The sequence below is a fragment of the Microvirga puerhi genome (assembly GCF_020089865.1).
Classification (GTDB): Bacteria; Pseudomonadota; Alphaproteobacteria; order Rhizobiales; family Beijerinckiaceae; genus Microvirga; species Microvirga puerhi.
This window is the reverse complement of the sequence record NZ_JAIRBM010000012.1, coordinates 126,352-142,516: the sequence shown is the minus strand read 5'-3', so window position 1 is coordinate 142,516 and position 16,165 is coordinate 126,352. Positions and strand designations below refer to the sequence as shown.

The 16,165-nt window shown below is 60.6% G+C and carries 15 protein-coding genes; 6 read left to right on the top strand and 9 right to left on the bottom strand.

What is annotated here, in order from left to right; all coding sequences use genetic code 11:
* Nucleotides 1–223: 223 nt before the first annotated feature.
* From K9B37_RS16355 to K9B37_RS16345, 3 genes are all read left to right on the top strand, one after another.
* The gene (locus tag K9B37_RS16355; protein ID WP_224314609.1) at nucleotides 224–1,543 is read left to right on the top strand and encodes an ABC transporter substrate-binding protein; all 1,320 of its coding nucleotides are present in this window, start codon (nucleotides 224–226) and stop codon (nucleotides 1,541–1,543) included.
* A 102-nt stretch (nucleotides 1,544–1,645) separates the two neighbouring features.
* On the top strand, nucleotides 1,646–2,551 hold the full coding sequence (locus K9B37_RS16350; RefSeq protein ID WP_224314615.1) for a carbohydrate ABC transporter permease: 906 nt from the start codon (nucleotides 1,646–1,648) through the stop codon (nucleotides 2,549–2,551).
* Nucleotides 2,551–3,450 (top strand): carbohydrate ABC transporter permease, encoded by a 900-nt coding sequence (locus K9B37_RS16345; protein ID WP_224314608.1) that lies wholly within the window; start codon nucleotides 2,551–2,553, stop codon nucleotides 3,448–3,450. Before K9B37_RS16350 ends, K9B37_RS16345 begins: the two co-directional genes overlap by 1 nt.
* 12 nt (nucleotides 3,451–3,462) lie before the next feature.
* On the opposite strand, the gene K9B37_RS16340 is transcribed toward K9B37_RS16345, so the two are convergent.
* Together K9B37_RS16340 and kynA are read right to left on the bottom strand one after the other, a co-directional pair.
* Nucleotides 3,463–4,656, bottom strand: a complete 1,194-nt coding sequence (locus K9B37_RS16340; RefSeq protein ID WP_224314607.1) for an aminotransferase class V-fold PLP-dependent enzyme — start codon at nucleotides 4,654–4,656, stop codon at nucleotides 3,463–3,465.
* Between the two features lie 15 nt (nucleotides 4,657–4,671).
* Nucleotides 4,672–5,532, bottom strand: a complete 861-nt coding sequence (gene kynA / locus K9B37_RS16335) for a tryptophan 2,3-dioxygenase (protein ID WP_224314606.1) — start codon at nucleotides 5,530–5,532, stop codon at nucleotides 4,672–4,674.
* Between the two features lie 150 nt (nucleotides 5,533–5,682).
* Here kynA and K9B37_RS16330 point away from each other — a divergent pair, with 150 nt between their 5' ends.
* Complete coding sequence (locus K9B37_RS16330) at nucleotides 5,683–6,489, top strand: MBL fold metallo-hydrolase (RefSeq protein ID WP_224314605.1); 807 nt, start codon at nucleotides 5,683–5,685, stop codon at nucleotides 6,487–6,489.
* A gap of 69 nt (nucleotides 6,490–6,558) precedes the next feature.
* On the top strand, nucleotides 6,559–6,879 hold the full coding sequence (locus K9B37_RS16325; protein WP_224314604.1) for an HlyU family transcriptional regulator: 321 nt from the start codon (nucleotides 6,559–6,561) through the stop codon (nucleotides 6,877–6,879).
* Here K9B37_RS16325 and K9B37_RS16320 read toward each other — a convergent pair.
* From K9B37_RS16320 to K9B37_RS16295, 6 genes are all read right to left on the bottom strand, one after another.
* Nucleotides 6,876–7,838, bottom strand: coding sequence for a DUF5996 family protein (locus K9B37_RS16320; RefSeq protein WP_224314603.1), 963 nt, complete (start codon nucleotides 7,836–7,838; stop codon nucleotides 6,876–6,878). The two genes, K9B37_RS16325 and K9B37_RS16320, sit on opposite strands and share 4 nt — an antisense overlap.
* A gap of 164 nt (nucleotides 7,839–8,002) precedes the next feature.
* On the bottom strand, nucleotides 8,003–8,212 hold the full coding sequence (locus tag K9B37_RS16315) for a hypothetical protein (protein WP_224314602.1): 210 nt from the start codon (nucleotides 8,210–8,212) through the stop codon (nucleotides 8,003–8,005).
* Between the two features lie 98 nt (nucleotides 8,213–8,310).
* The gene (gene iolB / locus K9B37_RS16310) at nucleotides 8,311–9,114 is read right to left on the bottom strand and encodes a 5-deoxy-glucuronate isomerase (protein ID WP_224314601.1); all 804 of its coding nucleotides are present in this window, start codon (nucleotides 9,112–9,114) and stop codon (nucleotides 8,311–8,313) included.
* A 13-nt stretch (nucleotides 9,115–9,127) separates the two neighbouring features.
* A complete protein-coding gene (gene iolE / locus K9B37_RS16305) occupies nucleotides 9,128–10,012 on the bottom strand; it encodes a myo-inosose-2 dehydratase (protein WP_224314600.1) in 885 nt (294 codons plus the stop codon).
* A 27-nt stretch (nucleotides 10,013–10,039) separates the two neighbouring features.
* Nucleotides 10,040–11,887, bottom strand: coding sequence for a 3D-(3,5/4)-trihydroxycyclohexane-1,2-dione acylhydrolase (decyclizing) (gene iolD, locus K9B37_RS16300; protein ID WP_224314599.1), 1,848 nt, complete (start codon nucleotides 11,885–11,887; stop codon nucleotides 10,040–10,042).
* Between the two features lie 81 nt (nucleotides 11,888–11,968).
* Complete coding sequence (locus tag K9B37_RS16295) at nucleotides 11,969–13,882, bottom strand: bifunctional 5-dehydro-2-deoxygluconokinase/5-dehydro-2-deoxyphosphogluconate aldolase (RefSeq protein ID WP_224314598.1); 1,914 nt, start codon at nucleotides 13,880–13,882, stop codon at nucleotides 11,969–11,971.
* Nucleotides 13,883–14,027: 145 nt separating this feature from the next.
* On the opposite strand from K9B37_RS16295, the gene iolG reads away from it, so the two are divergent.
* Nucleotides 14,028–15,017, top strand: a complete 990-nt coding sequence (iolG, locus tag K9B37_RS16290; protein WP_224314597.1) for an inositol 2-dehydrogenase — start codon at nucleotides 14,028–14,030, stop codon at nucleotides 15,015–15,017.
* Between the two features lie 65 nt (nucleotides 15,018–15,082).
* Here the strand turns inward: iolG and K9B37_RS16285 are convergent, their stop codons facing one another.
* Nucleotides 15,083–15,931 (bottom strand): MurR/RpiR family transcriptional regulator, encoded by an 849-nt coding sequence (locus K9B37_RS16285; RefSeq protein WP_224314596.1) that lies wholly within the window; start codon nucleotides 15,929–15,931, stop codon nucleotides 15,083–15,085.
* Nucleotides 15,932–16,165 lie beyond the last annotated feature (234 nt).

Below are 16,165 nucleotides of genomic sequence, written 5' to 3'. Positions count from 1 at the left end.
AAACCCAGGTCTTCGCCCGTGTGCAGGGCCGGGACATGACCTGTGTGTTCCGCGAGCGCATCAGTGCTCAACCGGGCGAGACGATCCGCATCCAACCGGATCCCGCCCTCGTTCATCTCTTCGATAAGGAAACAACTCGGCGCTTGAACTGACTGCAAGTCCGCAGTCCCGCCGGGAAGGCTGCGGCACTTTTCAAAATCCCGGGCTGCGGAGGAAAACGACGATGGCTTTGTCTAGACGTGATCTGCTTCTCGGGACTGCGGGCGTGGCAGCTGGCGCTGTGGGTAGCCAGTTGCTAAGTGCCTCGCCGGCTTTCGCACAAGCTGCGGCACCGAGCTACAAGCCGGAGCAGGGGGCGTCTCTGCGTGTCCTGCGTTGGACGCCATTCGTCAAGGGAGACGAAGATTCCTGGCTAGCAAACACGAAGAAGTTCACTGAAGCGACCGGCGTGCAGGTTCGGGTCGACAAGGAAAGCTGGGAAGACATCCGACCGAAAGCAGCGGTCGCAGCCAATGTTGGGTCGGGTCCCGATATCATGCTCGTATGGTTCGATGATCCGTTCCAGTATCCGGACAAGCTTCTGGACGTAACGGATATTGCCAACAGCTTTGCGAGCCGATACGGCGGCTACTATCCCGGTCTCGAAGGTTACGCCAAGAAGGGGGATAACTTCATTGCGCTCCCGCTCGCGGCGATCGGCAACGGCATACTGTATCGTGAGAGCATGCTCCAGCAGGCAGGCTGGTCAAAGTTTCCAGAGAAGACCGATGAATTTCTCGAGATGTGCAAAGCCCTCAAGGCCAAAAGCAAGCCCGCGGGTTTCGCGCTTGGCAAGGCGGTTGGTGACGGCAACAACTTCGCGCATTGGATCGTCTGGAGCCATGGCGGCAAGATGGTCGACGAAAGCGGCAAGGTTGTCATCAATTCGCCGGAGACGATCAAGGCCCTGCAATATGCGCGTGAGCTCTATCAAACTTTCATTCCTGGCACGGAAAGCTGGCTAGACATCAACAATAACCGCGTCTTCCTGTCGGGCGATATCTCTGTCACCGCGAATGGCGTATCGCTCTACTATTCTGCCAAGAATGATCCAAAGCTCGCCGAAATCGCAAAGGATATCCGATCCACGGTCACGCCCACCGGGCCCGTCGGGCAGCCGGTGGAGCTGCATCAGACTACATCTGCGGTGATCTTCCAGTACACGAAGTATCCGAATGCGGCTCGCGCCTATCTGCAGTACATGCTCGACAAGCCGCAGATGGATGAGTGGATTACGGCATCAAGCGCCTATTGCTGCCCGCCGCTGAAGGGAATGATCGACAATCCCGTCTGGACGGCGGACCCAGTTAACGAGCCGTACAAGCGGGCATCCTCGACGTTGCGGCCGAATGGCTATGCCGGCCCGCTCGGCTATGCGTCCGCGGCGACGATGGCCGACTATGTCATGGTCGACATGGTGGCGGAGGCTGCTACCGGCCAAAGAACTCCGGAAGAAGCTGCCAAGCGCGCGGAGCAGCGCGCCAATCGCTACTATCGCGTCTGACAATGCGAACCGGGCGGCGCTGCACCGGCGCCGTCCAAACCTTCCTTAAGACCGGAGGTGCTGATGGCCGGAGCCGCTCTCACGCGCACGGACGCATCCACTATGCCCGTGCGCGAACCCCTGCTGCAGCGCAGAGGCTTTCTTGGCCTCCTCTTCATGCTGCCAGCAGCGGCGTTCCTTCTGATCTTCCTGACTTATCCGCTCGGCCTCGGTGTCTGGCTCGGATTCACCGATACGCGCGTTGGGCGGCCCGGTGTCTTCATCGGCCTGGAGAACTATCAGCTCCTGTGGGAAGACAGTCTCTTCTGGCTCGCTGTATTCAACACGATCCTTTATACGGTCGCGGCCTCTATCTTGAAATTCGCCTTAGGACTTTGGCTCGCGCTCCTGCTTAACGAACATCTGCTGTTCAAGGCGCTGATCCGAGCGGTCGTGCTCTTGCCTTGGGTCGTGCCGACGGTTCTGTCGGCAATCGCCTTCTGGTGGATCTACGATGCGCAATTCTCGGTCATTTCCTGGTCGTTGATGAAGATCGGCCTCATCCAATCGCCGATCAATTTCCTGGGCGACACGACCAATGCACGGATTACGGTCATTCTCACCAATGTCTGGCGAGGTATCCCATTCGTCGCCATCACGCTTCTGGCTGGACTTCAGACAATCTCGCCGTCGCTTCATGAGGCTGCGACCCTCGATGGGGCCACCTCCTGGCAGCGCTTTCGATTCATCACGCTGCCTGTGCTGTCACCGCTGATTGCCGTGGTGATGACCTTTTCGGTGCTGTTCACCTTTACCGATTTCCAGCTGATCTACGTCCTCACCCGTGGCGGCCCCTTGAACGCGACACATCTGATGGCGACCTTGAGTTTCCAGCGTGCGATTCCCGGCGGTCAGCTCGGAGAGGGCGCAGCTATCGCGGTTGCCATGGTGCCGTTCCTGCTGGGTGCGATCCTGTTCAGCTATTTCGGTTTGCAGCGCCGCCGCTGGCAGCAGGGGGGCAAAGACTGATGACATACTCAGCCAGGCCGATAGATCCGACGCTTGCCGATGAGAGCGTCGGCATGAGCTATCTGGAGCGGCTGCCCCGCCGGATGGTGATGGTCTATTTGCCGCTCGCCATCTTCGTGTTCGTGCTTCTGTTCCCGTTCTATTGGATGGCGATCACGGCTTTGAAGCCCAATGCGGAGCTCACGAATTTTCGCGAGTACAGCCCGTTTTGGCCATCGAGCCCAACGCTGCAGCATGTTCGCTATCTTCTGTTCGAGACGTCCTATCCGTCATGGCTTCTCAACACGATGATCGTCGCCGTCGGATCGACGATCCTTTCCCTTGCCGCTGCAGTCCTGGCCGCTTACGCCATTGAGAGGGTCCGTTTTCCCGGCTCTCGCTGGACAGGACTTGCCGTCTTCCTGGCTTATCTGGTGCCGCCTTCGATTCTCTTCATCCCGCTCGCGGTGATGATTTTCAAATTCGGCATCTACGATACCAAGCTCGCATTGATCTTTACCTATCCGACCTTCCTGATTCCCTTCTGCACTTGGCTATTGATGGGCTATTTCAGATCCATCCCCTACGAGCTGGAGGAATGTGCGCTGGTCGACGGTGCATCGCGCTGGCAAATCCTGACGCGGATCATGCTGCCGTTGTCGGTTCCCGGACTGATCTCGGCCGGCATCTTCGCATTCACTCTGTCCTGGAACGAATTCATCTACGCCCTTACGTTCATCCAATCGTCCGAGAATAAGACTGTTCCAGTGGGCGTTCTGACGGAACTGGTGCGAGGCGACGTTTATGAATGGGGGGCGCTTATGGCCGGGGCGCTTCTCGGGTCTCTCCCTGTCGTGCTGCTCTATTCATTCTTCGTCGATTACTATGTGTCGTCGATGACCGGCGCCGTGAAAGAATGAGCAGGCCGAAAGTCAGGAACCTGCCGACGCCGTACCAGAAACGGAAGAGAGAGGCAGGGTTCCGTTGAGGCGATGAAGAAGCTCGTCGACCTCTTCTGTCGTCTGATAGAGACCAAACCCTAGCCGCAGGCGGTTGCCGCGCACGTCCGTCACGATGTGGAGATCCTTCAGCTTTTCGTAGAGGCACCGCGCGTCAGGCGTTTCGAAGGTGAGGAAATTGCCCCGGTGTGGCTCGCGGGCAGGCACGACGAGGGTATTGGGGTCGAGTCCGCTACGAGCATCCACCTGCTGCAACAGATGAGCCTGGAGGGCCAACGCGTGATCATGGATAGCCGCAACCGAAACTCCTTCATCGGCAAGCCAGCGCATGACCGCATTGAATCGATAAAGGCCAGAAGGATCGAAGGTCGATCCCATGAAGCGCCATCCGTCTTCGCTAAACGCAACCTGACCATCTTGGGCTTTCGTCAGATGTCCGAATGCGGCGTACCAGCCTGTATCGCGGGGACGCATTCCCCAGCCCGGGGGGCAATGCATGAAGCACGCGCCCTCACCAGCCATGGCGTATTTGTATCCGCCCGCCACATAGAATGCTCGTGATGCAATTCGCACAAGATCGGTCGGTCGGGCCATGAAGCCGTGATAACCGTCGATCACGAGCATGGCGTCGTCGATAAGTCCGGTTGCAATCTGATCGACGTCGATGGCGAAGCCTGAATTGAAGAAGACCTGGCTGACGAAGGCAAGATCGTAGCCCTGCTGTGATGCAGAGAGAAAGCGATCCTCGAATGTGGCGAAGGGCGCAGTCGGAATGCGCGTCACCGTCACGAGACGGTCCTCCTCAAGGCGCGCGATCTGCCGGCTGAACGAGTGGAACTCCCCGTCCGACGTCAGGATCCGAACAGGCTTGTCGAAGGAAAAACAGGACAGGATCCGTTTCAGAAATTCGTGGGTGTTCGGCGCGACTGCAATTGCAGAAAGATCCTGAAGCTCGAGAACGCGGGCGACGTGGCCGCGAAACTCCTCCAGAATCGGGCCAAGGACATGTTCCCATTTGTCGTCCATGAGACGGGCCGCATCATCCCAGGCCTGGAGCTGTGCGTCTCGCGTGACATCCGGCCAGGGGTGGTGACTATGCGCCGCGAAATGGAGGCGCGCCGGTTCCGCGCGTAGAAAGCGTGAGAAGTGACTGCGAAGATCGCGCATGGCATTATCCTGACGTCACAGCCTAGTCCGAACGGACCAGAGCTCCGGGAAGAACGATTTCTCAAGCGCGTGCCGGAGATAAGCGACGCCGGCGCTTCCGCCGGTGCCGCGACGCATCCCGATGATGCGCTCGACCGTCTTCATGTGACGGAAGCGCCATTGCTGGAAGGCATCCTCGAGATCGACGAGCTCTTCGGCAAGCTCGTAGAGGTCGAAATGCTGATCGGAGTGGCGATAGATCTCTTCCCAGACTGCCTCGACGCCGGGATGGGCCACATAAGGCTCCGTCACGTCACGCTCAATGACTTCGATTGGGACGGGATAGCCCCGTCGCGCCAGAAGGCGCAAGGCTTCGTCGTAGAGACTCGGTGCCCGATACGCAGCATCGAGCTTGGCAGCAAGGTCCGACCGGTGCCGATGAGGAGCGATCTTCACGGCATCTTTGGCGCCGAGCTTGAACTCCACCAAGCGATACTGCCAGGACTGGAAGCCGGAGGATCGTCCGAGGGATGGCCGGAATCGAAGATAATCGGAAGGTGTCATTGTCGAGAGCACCGTCCACGCCTGGATCAACTGCTCCTGAATACGGTTGATGCGCGCCGTGCATTTGAAGGCGGGCTGCAATTCGTCGGCGCGGACATAGTCGAGAGCAGTGTCGAGCTCCCGATTGAGAAGCTTGAGCCAAAGCTCCATGACCTGATGAATGACGATGAAGAGCAACTCGTCATGCTCGCCCGTCATTGGCACCTGCGCCGCGAGCAATGTATCAAGATGCAGATAATCGCCGTAGCTCATGCCTTCAGCGAAATCGGTATGGACACCCTCTGTCGCCTGAGAGGCTGCATCCGGGTTTTGCGCTTCTCGTTTCGCTCCCATCCCGGTCTCCATTCGGTCCCAACTTTGATCCTATGCAATCGATCAGACGATGTAAAATCTCAGCCCGTCCAATTCGGCTGCGGGCCATCTTTGATCCTCGACGGCAAGAGGGTAGGGTGCGCAGCTCCCTCTGTATGTGCAGGATTCACGATGCCGACCTTCCTCTGCTCCACCTGCGGGACATCCTATCCTCCCGCAGAGGCGCCGCCCACAGCCTGTCCGATCTGCGACGACGAGCGGCAGTACGTCCCCATCTCCGGTCAAGCCTGGACGACCCGTGAGAAACTGGCGGTTCTCCATACCAATACGTGGCGACAGCACGAACCTGATCTGTACAGCCTGCATACGGTTCCGGCCTTTGCCATCAATCAGCGGGCCTTTCTGCTCCGCACGCCTGCCGGAAACATTCTATGGGACTGTGTCGCTCATCTCGACGATGCCACGATCAGCATTGTGCGGGCGTTAGGCGGGTTGTCCGCTATCGCTATCTCTCATCCGCACTATTACACCACCATGCAGGATTGGAGCGCCGCCTTCGGAAATATCCCGATTTATCTGCATACGGCCGACCGCCAGTGGATCATGCGACCATCTGAAAGCATCGTGCTGTGGGAGGGAGATACGCGCGAGATCCTACCTGGCATCACGCTGATCCGGCTCGGCGGTCATTTCTCGGGCGGAACGGTCCTGCATTGGCGCCAGGCTCATGACGGAGCTGGCGTTGTTCTGTCGGGAGATATCATCCAGGTGGCCGCGGATGTGCGGCGGGTCAGTTTCCTGTGGAGCTATCCCAACATGATGCCCCTACCAGCCCGGGAGGTCGTCCGGATCGGCGCCATGATGGAGGCCCGGGACTACGACCGTATGTATGGCGCCTTCGTCGGCAAGGACATAAAGCGCGATGCGAAAGCTGTCGTGACCTGCTCGGTCAAACGTTATGTGGAACTGCTCGCCTGACGAGGTGTTGGCGCGACGCCCTCCATTCGTGGTATGAAAGGCGGATTATCACAAAGGTGCACGTGGCCCATGGCTTCTTTCTTTTCCGATCTCTTGTCCCGTCTTTCTGGTAAAGAGCGCCCTTCGGGGCCGGAGGAGGTGGCGGGCGAGGCGGTCGAGTATAAGGGCTATCGAATCCGGCCTGCTCCCTATTCGTCCAAGGGTCAGTTCCAGACGGCCGGGACCATCGAAAAAGACTTTCCTGATGGAATGAAGGAACATCGCTTCGTACGGGCGGAAACTCACGCCAGCAGGGATGATGCCGTCACATTTTCGGTCACCAAGGCCAGACAGATCATCGACGAGCAGGGCGACCGAATCTTTCCCGATAAACCAGTTGGTACAACCTAAGCTGGGACCGGTCGCGGGTGACCGATTACTCCTAGGGAACATTCGAGTGCCGGTCGATCCCAATGGGCTGTCTCGGCTGCGGCCTCATAGGTCGATTGCAGGAACGACAGCAGCGCTTCGTCCGGTGAATCCGCTGCGCGCAGGGAATCGTAAGGCAGGATAAACTCGCCGAGAACTGTGTTGAAGGTTGCAGAGGCGGGCCTAACCGGCTGCTCGCGGAATCCCGCAGGTTCAGGATAGGCATAGGAATAGAACGCCGCCTGGGGGAAAGTATCGTTCCCAGGCCAGAAACCAGCGCTGCTCACCTCATGAGAGTAAGCCTCGCGCACCACGGTGTCCGGCAGGGACGGAACGCCGCCGGGGTGCGGCGGGGCTCTACGCCCGGAGAAGCGGGTCACGGCAAGGTCGAAGCTGCCCCAGAAGAAGTGAACCGGGCTGCATTTCCCGAGAAAAGCGGTACGGAAGAGTTTGAAGACCCGGTCGGCCTGAATCAGGACGCGCCAGAAACGATGGGCAGCTTCGGGATCGTATATCCGGTGTTCGTTGTCGTCACCGAAGGGAATTGCCGGATCGATCTCGTTCGGAACCGGGTTGATCCGGACCGTGAAGCCTAATTCGGAAACCGCGGCGAGGTAGGAGCGATAGAACGCACTGACGGGTTGGCCAACCAATGGAAGGGCTCGTTCCTGGCCTTGGCTGGTGCGGATCCTCAGGGCATGGTCGATGAAATCGAATTCGATCTCCATCAATTCGCCACCCACGTCGAAGGGAGATGTGCTCAAACCTCTTGCCGTCACATAGAGGACCACGTGCCAGGAATGATTGAGCCATGGCGTCCGGGACAGGCGGGTCTTGCCGACGATCTGCATCCAGAGCTGAAGCGTGGTGGCTGTGTCACGCCACTGGGCGTACTCCAAGGCGGGCCATTGAGAGCGTGCGGATGTTGATACGAGCGTCATGCCGGTTCTCCTCGTCCGAATATCCGTTACGGATGCTGTCGGAACGGCGCATGATGCAAAGCTAGAGCGCGTCGGTCGTCAAGGAAGCCCAGTCATTGGTAACGAGGCTCTCTCGGGCATATAGCCCGATGCGGAGCGCCGGATCAATCAGTTCGCGCTGGGCGTCAACGAATGCCCTCGCGCACGGAGCTGGCAGAGCATGGGGACTGTCCTGTACCAGGACCGCACGCGACGGCGCCCTCCCAACGGTCGGCAGTGACGCGCGTCTGATCGCCTTGGATATGAACGGTCGTTGTCTCGGCGGCGCCATACACGGCGCAGCCTCCCAACAGGAGCGCGATGGCGCCGACAACAAACCATCCAAGACGGATCATGAAGATACTCTCCCATGTGAGATCTCAGCTATGTCCGAAAACCCTCACATGGGAATGTGGGCACAATTTGGAAATGGACCGCTTTTCGCCGTCAGCGTTCAGGCCTGGGCCAGCATCCATTCATGCGCCGGATCGTTGTGGAACTTCCAGATCCGCTTCGGTCCCGCCATCACGTTCAGATAGTAGAGTTCATAACCATGCGGTGCGCCGACCGGGTGGTAGCCTTTCGGCACGAGTACCACGTCGCCGTCGCTCGCCGCGAGGGTTTCGTCGAGGGAGCGATCATCCGTATAGACCCGCTGGAGGGCAAAGCCGGTCGGCGGATTCAGCCGATGATAATAGGTTTCTTCCAGTAGCGATTCGTTCGGCAGCGCATCGCGGTCGTGCTTGTGGGGCGGATAGCTCGACCAGTGCCCCGACGGCGTGATGACCTCGACCACCAGAAGGCTTTCGGCCGGCTCTGTCTCCGGCAGGATGTTGCGGACGTGCCGGATATTCGTGCCCTTGCCGCGCGTCTCCTGGCCGACTTGCTCGGGGCGAATGACGCGGGCCGGCAGCTTGCCCTCTGCCGGCGCCGTGCAGACGGCGATTTCACAATCGCCCTCCGCCGTCAGCGACCATTCCGAACGCGCAGGAACATAGAGCGACCACGGATCGGGCTCGAACGGGGACGTGCGTCCGCCGATGATGCCGAAATCCTGGCTTGCGGCCGTAGCCCGAGCGCGTCCGGCGAGCATGACGACACATGCTTCCCGACTGCCGGTATCCTGCCTGAGGCTTTGCCCCGCCTTGAGGCGGAACACTTCGAAGCCCACATAAGTCCATCCGGCAGAAGCCGGCGTGATGGCGTGAATCCGGCCGTTCGAATTGGGCTTCGACGGTTTGACCAGGAGTTTCGACATTTGGTTTTCTCCTTTAGCGGAGCCCCGCTTCCTTCAGGAAGCGCGTAAGGTTGGCATAGCCCATCTTGGCATAGGTCAGCGGATGCGCCTTCTTGGGATCCTGCTCGGCTTCGATCACGACCCAGCCGCTATAGCCCGGCAGCTCCTTGAACACGGACACGAAGTCCACCATTCCATCGCCCGGAACCGTATAGACGCCCTCGATGACCGAATCGAGGAAGCTCCAATTTTGAGCTTTCGACTTCTCCATCACGGCCTTGCGCACGTCTTTCGTATGCACATGGCTGATGCGGTTGCGGTAACGACGTGCCAGTGCGGCCGGATTCGCGCCGCCCCACGTGGCATGGCCAGTATCGAGCAGAAGGTGGGCGGCATCGCCGGTCGCATTCATGAATGCGTCGATATCGGCTTCCGACTCCACGATGGTGCCCATGTGGTGATGATAGACGAGACGGACGCCCTCTTTCAGGGTCTGCTCCGCGACCTGTGTCACTCGGCGCCCGAATTCGGCCCAGTCGCCGGACTTCATGATGGGGCGCTGCGCCAGCGGCTTCGACCGGTCGCCGTGGATCGCGTTGGACGTTTCCGCGAAGACCAGAACATTGGATCCCATGGCTTTCAGGAGATCGAGATGCGGGCGAAGCGCCTTCATCTCCGCATCCGCATCGCGCTCGAGAAGCTCGGCGGAATACCAGCCCGATACGCAGGCGAGGCCGAACGGGGCCAGCGCCTTCTTCAGCGCTTCCGGCTGGCGCGGAAACTTGTTCCCGAGCTCCATGCCTTCGAACCCAGCCTCCTTGGCTTCGGCCAAGCAGACCTCAAGGGGAGTCTCGCCGCCGAGTTCCTGCATGTCGTCATTCGACCAGCCAATGGGATTTGCCCCGATACGGATCGTCATGTTTTTAAGTCTCTCTCGTTGTCGTGATCAATCGCCCAGCCGCTGCATGGCAAGTGCGTTCTCATAAGCTTTGCGTGCCTCTTTGACCTGAGGTCGAATGGAGACCTCAGGCACGGCGACATCCCACCAATGCCCGCCCGCATCGGTCGAGGCCAGCGGATCGGTGTCGATGACGATGACTGTGCTGCGCTCCGCCTTGCGAGCCTCCTTCAGCGCACTCTCCAATTCGCCGATGCCCTGCACCTTGATCGCCTTCGCGCCGAGGCTTGCAGCATGTGCCGCGAAGTCGATGTCAGGCAGCGTCACGTGACGGGTGTGCTGCAGGAGATTGTTGAAACTCTCGCCGCCGGTCGCACGCTGCAGGCGGTTGATGCAGCCATATCCTCTGTTGTCGAGAAGAACGACCGTGAGCTTGAGGCCGAGCATCACCGATGTAGCAAGCTCGGAATTCATCATCAGATAAGAACCGTCGCCGACCATGACGGTGACGTCGCGGCTGGGATCCGCCATCTTCACGCCGAGGCCGCCGGCAATCTCGTAGCCCATGCAGGAATAGCCGTATTCCATATGATAGCCGCCAGCCTGTGCCGCCTGCCAGTGCTTGTGCAATTCGCCGGGCAGGCCTCCTGCCGCGCAGACGACAACATCACTTGGGACCGTATTGCGCTGGACGGCGCCGATCACCTGTGCATCGGAGGGCAGTTCCGCATTGGTCGGGTCAGTGAAGCGTGCCGCTTCCTTGAACCAGCGTGTTTTCTCGCTCTGTCCCTTTTGGGTCCAGGCCTCAGGCGCCTTCCAGGAAGCGAGAGCCTCGCTCAGCTCTTCAAGGCCCGCTTTCGCGTCTGCCACGAGGCACTTTGCGTTGTGCTTGGACGCGTCGAAAGGCTGGACGTTGAGAGATACGATCCTCCGGTCCGGATTCTTGAACAATGCCCAGGAGCCGGTCGTGAAATCCTGCAGGCGCGTTCCCACCGCGATCACCACGTCCGCGTCTTCGGCAAGCGCGTTCGCCGCTCCCGTTCCGGTCACGCCGATCGCTCCGAGATTGGCAGGCTCGACATGGGCAAGGCTCGACTTACCAGCCTGCGTTTCCCCGACCGGAATGCCGTGTTTCGATGCAAATGAGGCCAGTGTCTTGTCGGCGCCGGAATAGAGCACTCCGCCGCCGGCAACGATGAAGGGCTTCTTTGCGTGACGAATGATGTCGGCAGCCTCCGCAAGTTCCTTGCGATCGGGACGAATACGGCGCGGCGTCCAGATTTTCTCTGCAAAGAACGTCTCGGGATAATCGTAGGCTTCCGCCTGCGTATCCTGACACAGGGCCAGCGTCACAGGCCCGCACTCCGCCGGATCCGTCAGGACCGTCATGGCCCGCTGCAGGGCCGGAATGATCTGTTCGGGCCGTGTGATACGATCGAAGTAGCGGGAGACGGGCCGGAAGCAGTCGTTCGCGGAGACCGTTCCATCTGAAAAGCTCTCGATCTGCTGCAACACCGGATCGGGCCGGCGGTTGGCGAAGACGTCGCCAGGCAGAAGCAGAACCGGAAGGCGGTTCACATGCGCAACGGCGGCGGCCGTCACCATGTTCGTCGCGCCAGGGCCAATGGAGGTGGTGCAGGCCATCATGCGTCGCCGACGGGAGGCCTTGGCGAAGGCGATCGCCGCGTGAGCCATGCCCTGCTCGTTATGGGCACGATAAGTCGGCAGCTGCTCGCGTACCCCGTGCAGGGCCTCGCCCATGCCGGCAACGTTTCCGTGTCCGAAAATGGCCCAGACGCCCGCGAAGAGCGGTAGAATCTCCCCGTCGATGTCGGCCTTCTGTGCCGTCAGGAAACGGACGATGGCTTGCGCCATGGTGAGGCGGATCGTGCTCATACGGGCTCCTGTTCAGATCTGCCTGTTTCGGCAAAGGTTTGAGTGCGAAGCCTCGCAGGCTCCGCGCAATCGTCAATCCCGTCAGGCTGCCTGTGCCCGACGGGCGACACGCTGCCAAGCATCAACCAGCCGCTGGAAGCGTCCGGCCATATCTGCGATGGCAGCCTCGTCCGTGATGTCTCCGGCCAGCCAACGGCGCGCGGCATCGTTGAAGATGGTGCGTCCGACGGCGAAGCCCTTGACCCAGGGCTCTTTGGCGGCAGCGGCGAAAGCCGCCTCCAGCTCGTCCTCGGGTGCTTCCAGGCCGAGCAGCACGATGCCGCGGCAATAAGGGTCGTTTTTTGAGATGGTTGCACCGATCACATGCCAGGCGGCCGAATCCGCTTGCGGTTCAAGTTTCCACCAATCCGGCTTGATTCCGAGATCATAGAGGCGTTGCACGACCGAGGCGACGGTGTCGGTGCGCAGAGGACCGTTCTTGCCGGCGATGATTTCCACCAGCAGTTCCCGGCCGATGCGGCGCGCGGCGTCGTGGAGGCGCAGGAGTTCGCGTTCCTGCTCCGCCTTCAGCTCCGGCGGATCGTCGGGATGGTAGAAGCATAGACACTTGATGGTGTGGCCGACGGGCCATTCGACGAGCTGGGCGCCGAGGCTGCCTCCATTCTCGAAGTCGAGAGGACGTGAGCCAGGGCGCTCTACCGGGCGACCGACCCAGAAGGGATGATCGGCCGCGCGAAACAGCGCCTCCCGGCCATAAGTCCCATCAAGCAGCATGCCGAAGCCGGGGCGGCCGCCGGCGACCTGCGCGGCAGCCTGGACGGCCAACACCTTGAAATCCGGAATCTTCTCGACCGGGGCGCCTACTTCTTTCGCCATTGTTTCAAGTTGCATGCGATGGTCGATGGCGAGCGCCATGAGAGTCTCGGGGCCGGGTCGCCGGGTCGTCGCCCAATGGATGTGATTGAGCCCCTCATCGAACCGCAGGGCTCTGTGACGGCTCCCGGTCTTGAGGAAGTGCTGCAGCTCCGGGAAGCTCGGGATTTCCGGTGAGCACAGAAGCCGCGAGACCGCGAAGGCGCCGCTCGCATTGGCGTAGGCACAGCAGGTCTCGATCGCCTCGTCTCGCAGCCAGCCGCGCAGGAAGCCGGACAGGAAAGCATCGCCGGCGCCGAGCACGTTGTACACCTCGACCGGAAAGCCAGGACCTTTCACGCCGGCATCCAGGGAGTTCGGAATTTCACCGGGAAACACGACGCAGCCCATGGGGCCGCGCTTGCAGACGATGGTGGCAGTCGACCGGGCGCGGATATTGCGAATCGCCTGAAGCGTATCCTCCGATCCGCCGGCGATATGCAGCTCTTCCTCCGTGCCGACAATCAGATCGCAATCGGATAGAATGGGTCCGAGATGCTCCGTCACTGCATCGGATCGCACATAGCGCGCCTCGCCGGCGCCATGGCCGAGCAATCCCCAGAGATTCGGCCGGTAGTCGACATCGAACACCACCTTGCGGCCGTTCGCCTTCGCAGCCTGGATCGCCTTTTTCTGCGCTGCGGCCGTGTTCGCGCGGGAGAAGTGCGTGCCAGTCACCACGATGGCTGCCGCCGAGGCGACGAAGTCCGGATCGATGTCATCCTCGGTAAGCGCCATGTCGGCGCAGTTGTCCCGATAGAAAATCAGCGGGAAGGAATCTTCGTCCCGCACGCCGAGAAGTACGAGCGCAGTAAGACGGTCCCTGTCCGTGGCGATCCCTTGCGTCGCCACACCTTCGCGCTCCATCTGCTCCCGGATGAAACGGCCCATCGCCTCGTCGCCGACGCGGGTGATCAGGCCTGATTTCAGCCCGAGCCGTGCTGTTCCGATGGCAATGTTGGCCGGACATCCGCCCACTGCCTTGGAAAAGGAGGCCATGTCCTCGAGCCGGCCGCCAACCTGCTGGCCGTAAAGATCGACGGACGAGCGGCCGATGGTGATGACATCCAGAATCGGCTTCATGATAATCCTCCCGTGCCGGCCAAACGGGCCGGGCGAAGGCCTCTCGGGACCCTTGCGGCAATGGAATGTTTATTCTATTAGCAGCTTGGTCTGGAACATCAATTCTAAACTTGCTGATAAGCTGGCAAAACATCTCGGGGACATCATGATCAGGATCGCCGTTTTGGGCGCGGGCCGCATCGGCCGCATTCACGGCCGCAACGCCGCCAACAATCCGGACGCCCGTCTTGTGGCAGTGGCGGATCCACACGCGCCGTCGGCGCAAGAACTTGCTGCCGCCACGGGCGCGGAAGTCGCCTCCCTCGATTCGATTGTCGAGCGCTCGGATGTGGATGCGATTTTGATCTGCACGCCGACCACGACACATGCCGATTTGATCGAGCGCGGCGCCCGCGCCGGCAAGGCCGTATTCTGCGAGAAGCCGGTCGATCTTTCGAGCCCCCGCATCGAAACCTGCCTCGCCACCGTCGAGAAGGCCGGCACACCACTGATGATCGGTTTCAACCGCCGGTTCGATCCGAATTTCGCCAGCCTGCGCCGTCGCCTCGCCGACGGCGAGATCGGCGACGTGGAACTTGTGACGATCCTGTCCCGCGATCCGGGCCCACCGCCCGTCAGCTACATCGCGACATCGGGCGGCCTGTTCCGGGACATGATGATCCACGATCTCGACATGGCCCGCTTCCTGCTGCTCGGTGATGAGCCGGTCGAGGTCCATGCCGTGGGTTCATCTCTGGTCGATCCGGCGATCGGGAAGGCCGGCGATGTGGACACGGCCGCAGTGCTCCTGAAGACCGCCACAGGCCGAATTGTCCAGATTTCCAACTCCCGGCGCGCCACCTATGGCTATGACCAGCGCATCGAGGTGCACGGTTCGAAGGGCATGCTCCGCGCGGGCAACATTCACCGCACCACGGTCGAAGTCGCGAATGCCGCCGGGATCACCGCCGATCCGGTGCAGGATTTCTTCCTGGAACGCTATGCGGATGCGTATCGGGCGGAACTCGACACCTTCCTCGCGGCAATCAAGAAGGGCACCGCCTGCGATCCAACCGGGCACGATGGCCTGAAGGCTCAGCGTCTCGCGGATGCGGCGACCGAGTCGGCCCAGACGGGCAAACCCGTACGGCTCTGACGCGCTGAATCTTTGAAAACTTTGGAGAAACCGGCCAGGCGAGCCTGGCCGGTTTGCTTTCCGGCCTACGACTCCGCTCGTTTTTCCGCGACGCCCACGACAAGCGCCATGGCCAGCGCGAAGGAGGCAGAAAGGGAGCGGAAGGCCCCGAAATCTGCTTCTGCGATCTCGATCCACACATCGGCGCTGCTGACGAGGGGCGAAAAGGCCGAATCGGTGATCGCCACCACCGGGATGCCGCGCCGTGCCGCCGTCGCCGCAAGGTCGACCGTGACAGGTGCATAGGGCGTGAAACTGATCGCCAGAACCGCGTCGCTGGGGCTTGCAGTGGCCAGCTGTTCAGGTCCCAGCTGCGCGATGTGGTCGATCAGGATGGACCGGACCGCTAACTTCCCGAACGCATAGGCACAGTAGACGGAGATCGGAAAAACCCGGCGTGCACCGAGCAGGTAGATCGTGTCGGCTTTGGCCAGGGTCGCGATGGCTCGGGAGAATTCCGCTGGGCTCACAGAGTCGCGCATCCGATCGAGCGAAATTGCGGCCGCTTCCGTGAAGCCGTCAAGAAGAGCGGTGGCCTGGACATGGCGCCCTTCCGACGAACGCAGGCTCTGAAGTCGCTCCCGATAATCGGGGAAACGCTCTCTCAGACGATCACGGAAGATTTGCTGGAGATGGGAGAATCCATCGTAGCCAAGTCCCTTCGCAAAGCGGATTAGCGTCGAGGGTTGCACGCCGGCATGTTCGGCGATCCCGGCCACGGTCCCGAACGCCATTTCCTCCGGATGCTCCAGGGCGAAGGCCGCCAGCTGCTTGAGACGCTTGGGAAGGCTTTCGCGCCGCTGCAGCAGGACGAGCTTGAGGCTCTCGAAGTCTTCCGGGGCGGCGTCCTGCGCTGCCTGCGATGGGGCCTCCATGGCTTCCTTCGATCCTTCTGCTCTGGTCTCCGATACCGAAAGGAGAAGACTCCTCGGAATCGATCCCTTTCCTGAATGAGAACACCGTGCGGCTGCAAGTCCGGATCCACTTTCGTGCAGGGCGCCCTAGTTGTCCAAGATGGAGAAGACCTTGACACCGAACAACTAAAAATGGAATAAAAATTCCACAAGAAACGACAAAAGGTTTGATCGTTCCGTTTCGAACGGTCCGAC

What these genes read in the sequence shown, in the direction of transcription:
- K9B37_RS16355 (WP_224314609.1), top strand. Translation starts at nt 224, where the DNA reads ATGGCTTTGTCTAGACGTGATCTGCTTCTCGGGACTGCGGGCGTGGCA.
- K9B37_RS16350 (WP_224314615.1), top strand. Translation starts at nt 1,646, where the DNA reads ATGCCCGTGCGCGAACCCCTGCTGCAGCGCAGAGGCTTTCTTGGCCTC.
- K9B37_RS16345 (WP_224314608.1), top strand. Translation starts at nt 2,551, where the DNA reads ATGACATACTCAGCCAGGCCGATAGATCCGACGCTTGCCGATGAGAGC.
- K9B37_RS16340 (WP_224314607.1), bottom strand. Translation starts at nt 4,656, where the DNA reads ATGCGCGATCTTCGCAGTCACTTCTCACGCTTTCTACGCGCGGAACCG.
- kynA (WP_224314606.1), bottom strand. Translation starts at nt 5,532, where the DNA reads ATGGGAGCGAAACGAGAAGCGCAAAACCCGGATGCAGCCTCTCAGGCG.
- K9B37_RS16330 (WP_224314605.1), top strand. Translation starts at nt 5,683, where the DNA reads ATGCCGACCTTCCTCTGCTCCACCTGCGGGACATCCTATCCTCCCGCA.
- K9B37_RS16325 (WP_224314604.1), top strand. Translation starts at nt 6,559, where the DNA reads ATGGCTTCTTTCTTTTCCGATCTCTTGTCCCGTCTTTCTGGTAAAGAG.
- K9B37_RS16320 (WP_224314603.1), bottom strand. Translation starts at nt 7,838, where the DNA reads ATGACGCTCGTATCAACATCCGCACGCTCTCAATGGCCCGCCTTGGAG.
- K9B37_RS16315 (WP_224314602.1), bottom strand. Translation starts at nt 8,212, where the DNA reads ATGATCCGTCTTGGATGGTTTGTTGTCGGCGCCATCGCGCTCCTGTTG.
- iolB (WP_224314601.1), bottom strand. Translation starts at nt 9,114, where the DNA reads ATGTCGAAACTCCTGGTCAAACCGTCGAAGCCCAATTCGAACGGCCGG.
- iolE (WP_224314600.1), bottom strand. Translation starts at nt 10,012, where the DNA reads ATGACGATCCGTATCGGGGCAAATCCCATTGGCTGGTCGAATGACGAC.
- iolD (WP_224314599.1), bottom strand. Translation starts at nt 11,887, where the DNA reads ATGAGCACGATCCGCCTCACCATGGCGCAAGCCATCGTCCGTTTCCTG.
- K9B37_RS16295 (WP_224314598.1), bottom strand. Translation starts at nt 13,882, where the DNA reads ATGAAGCCGATTCTGGATGTCATCACCATCGGCCGCTCGTCCGTCGAT.
- iolG (WP_224314597.1), top strand. Translation starts at nt 14,028, where the DNA reads ATGATCAGGATCGCCGTTTTGGGCGCGGGCCGCATCGGCCGCATTCAC.
- K9B37_RS16285 (WP_224314596.1), bottom strand. Translation starts at nt 15,931, where the DNA reads ATGGAGGCCCCATCGCAGGCAGCGCAGGACGCCGCCCCGGAAGACTTC.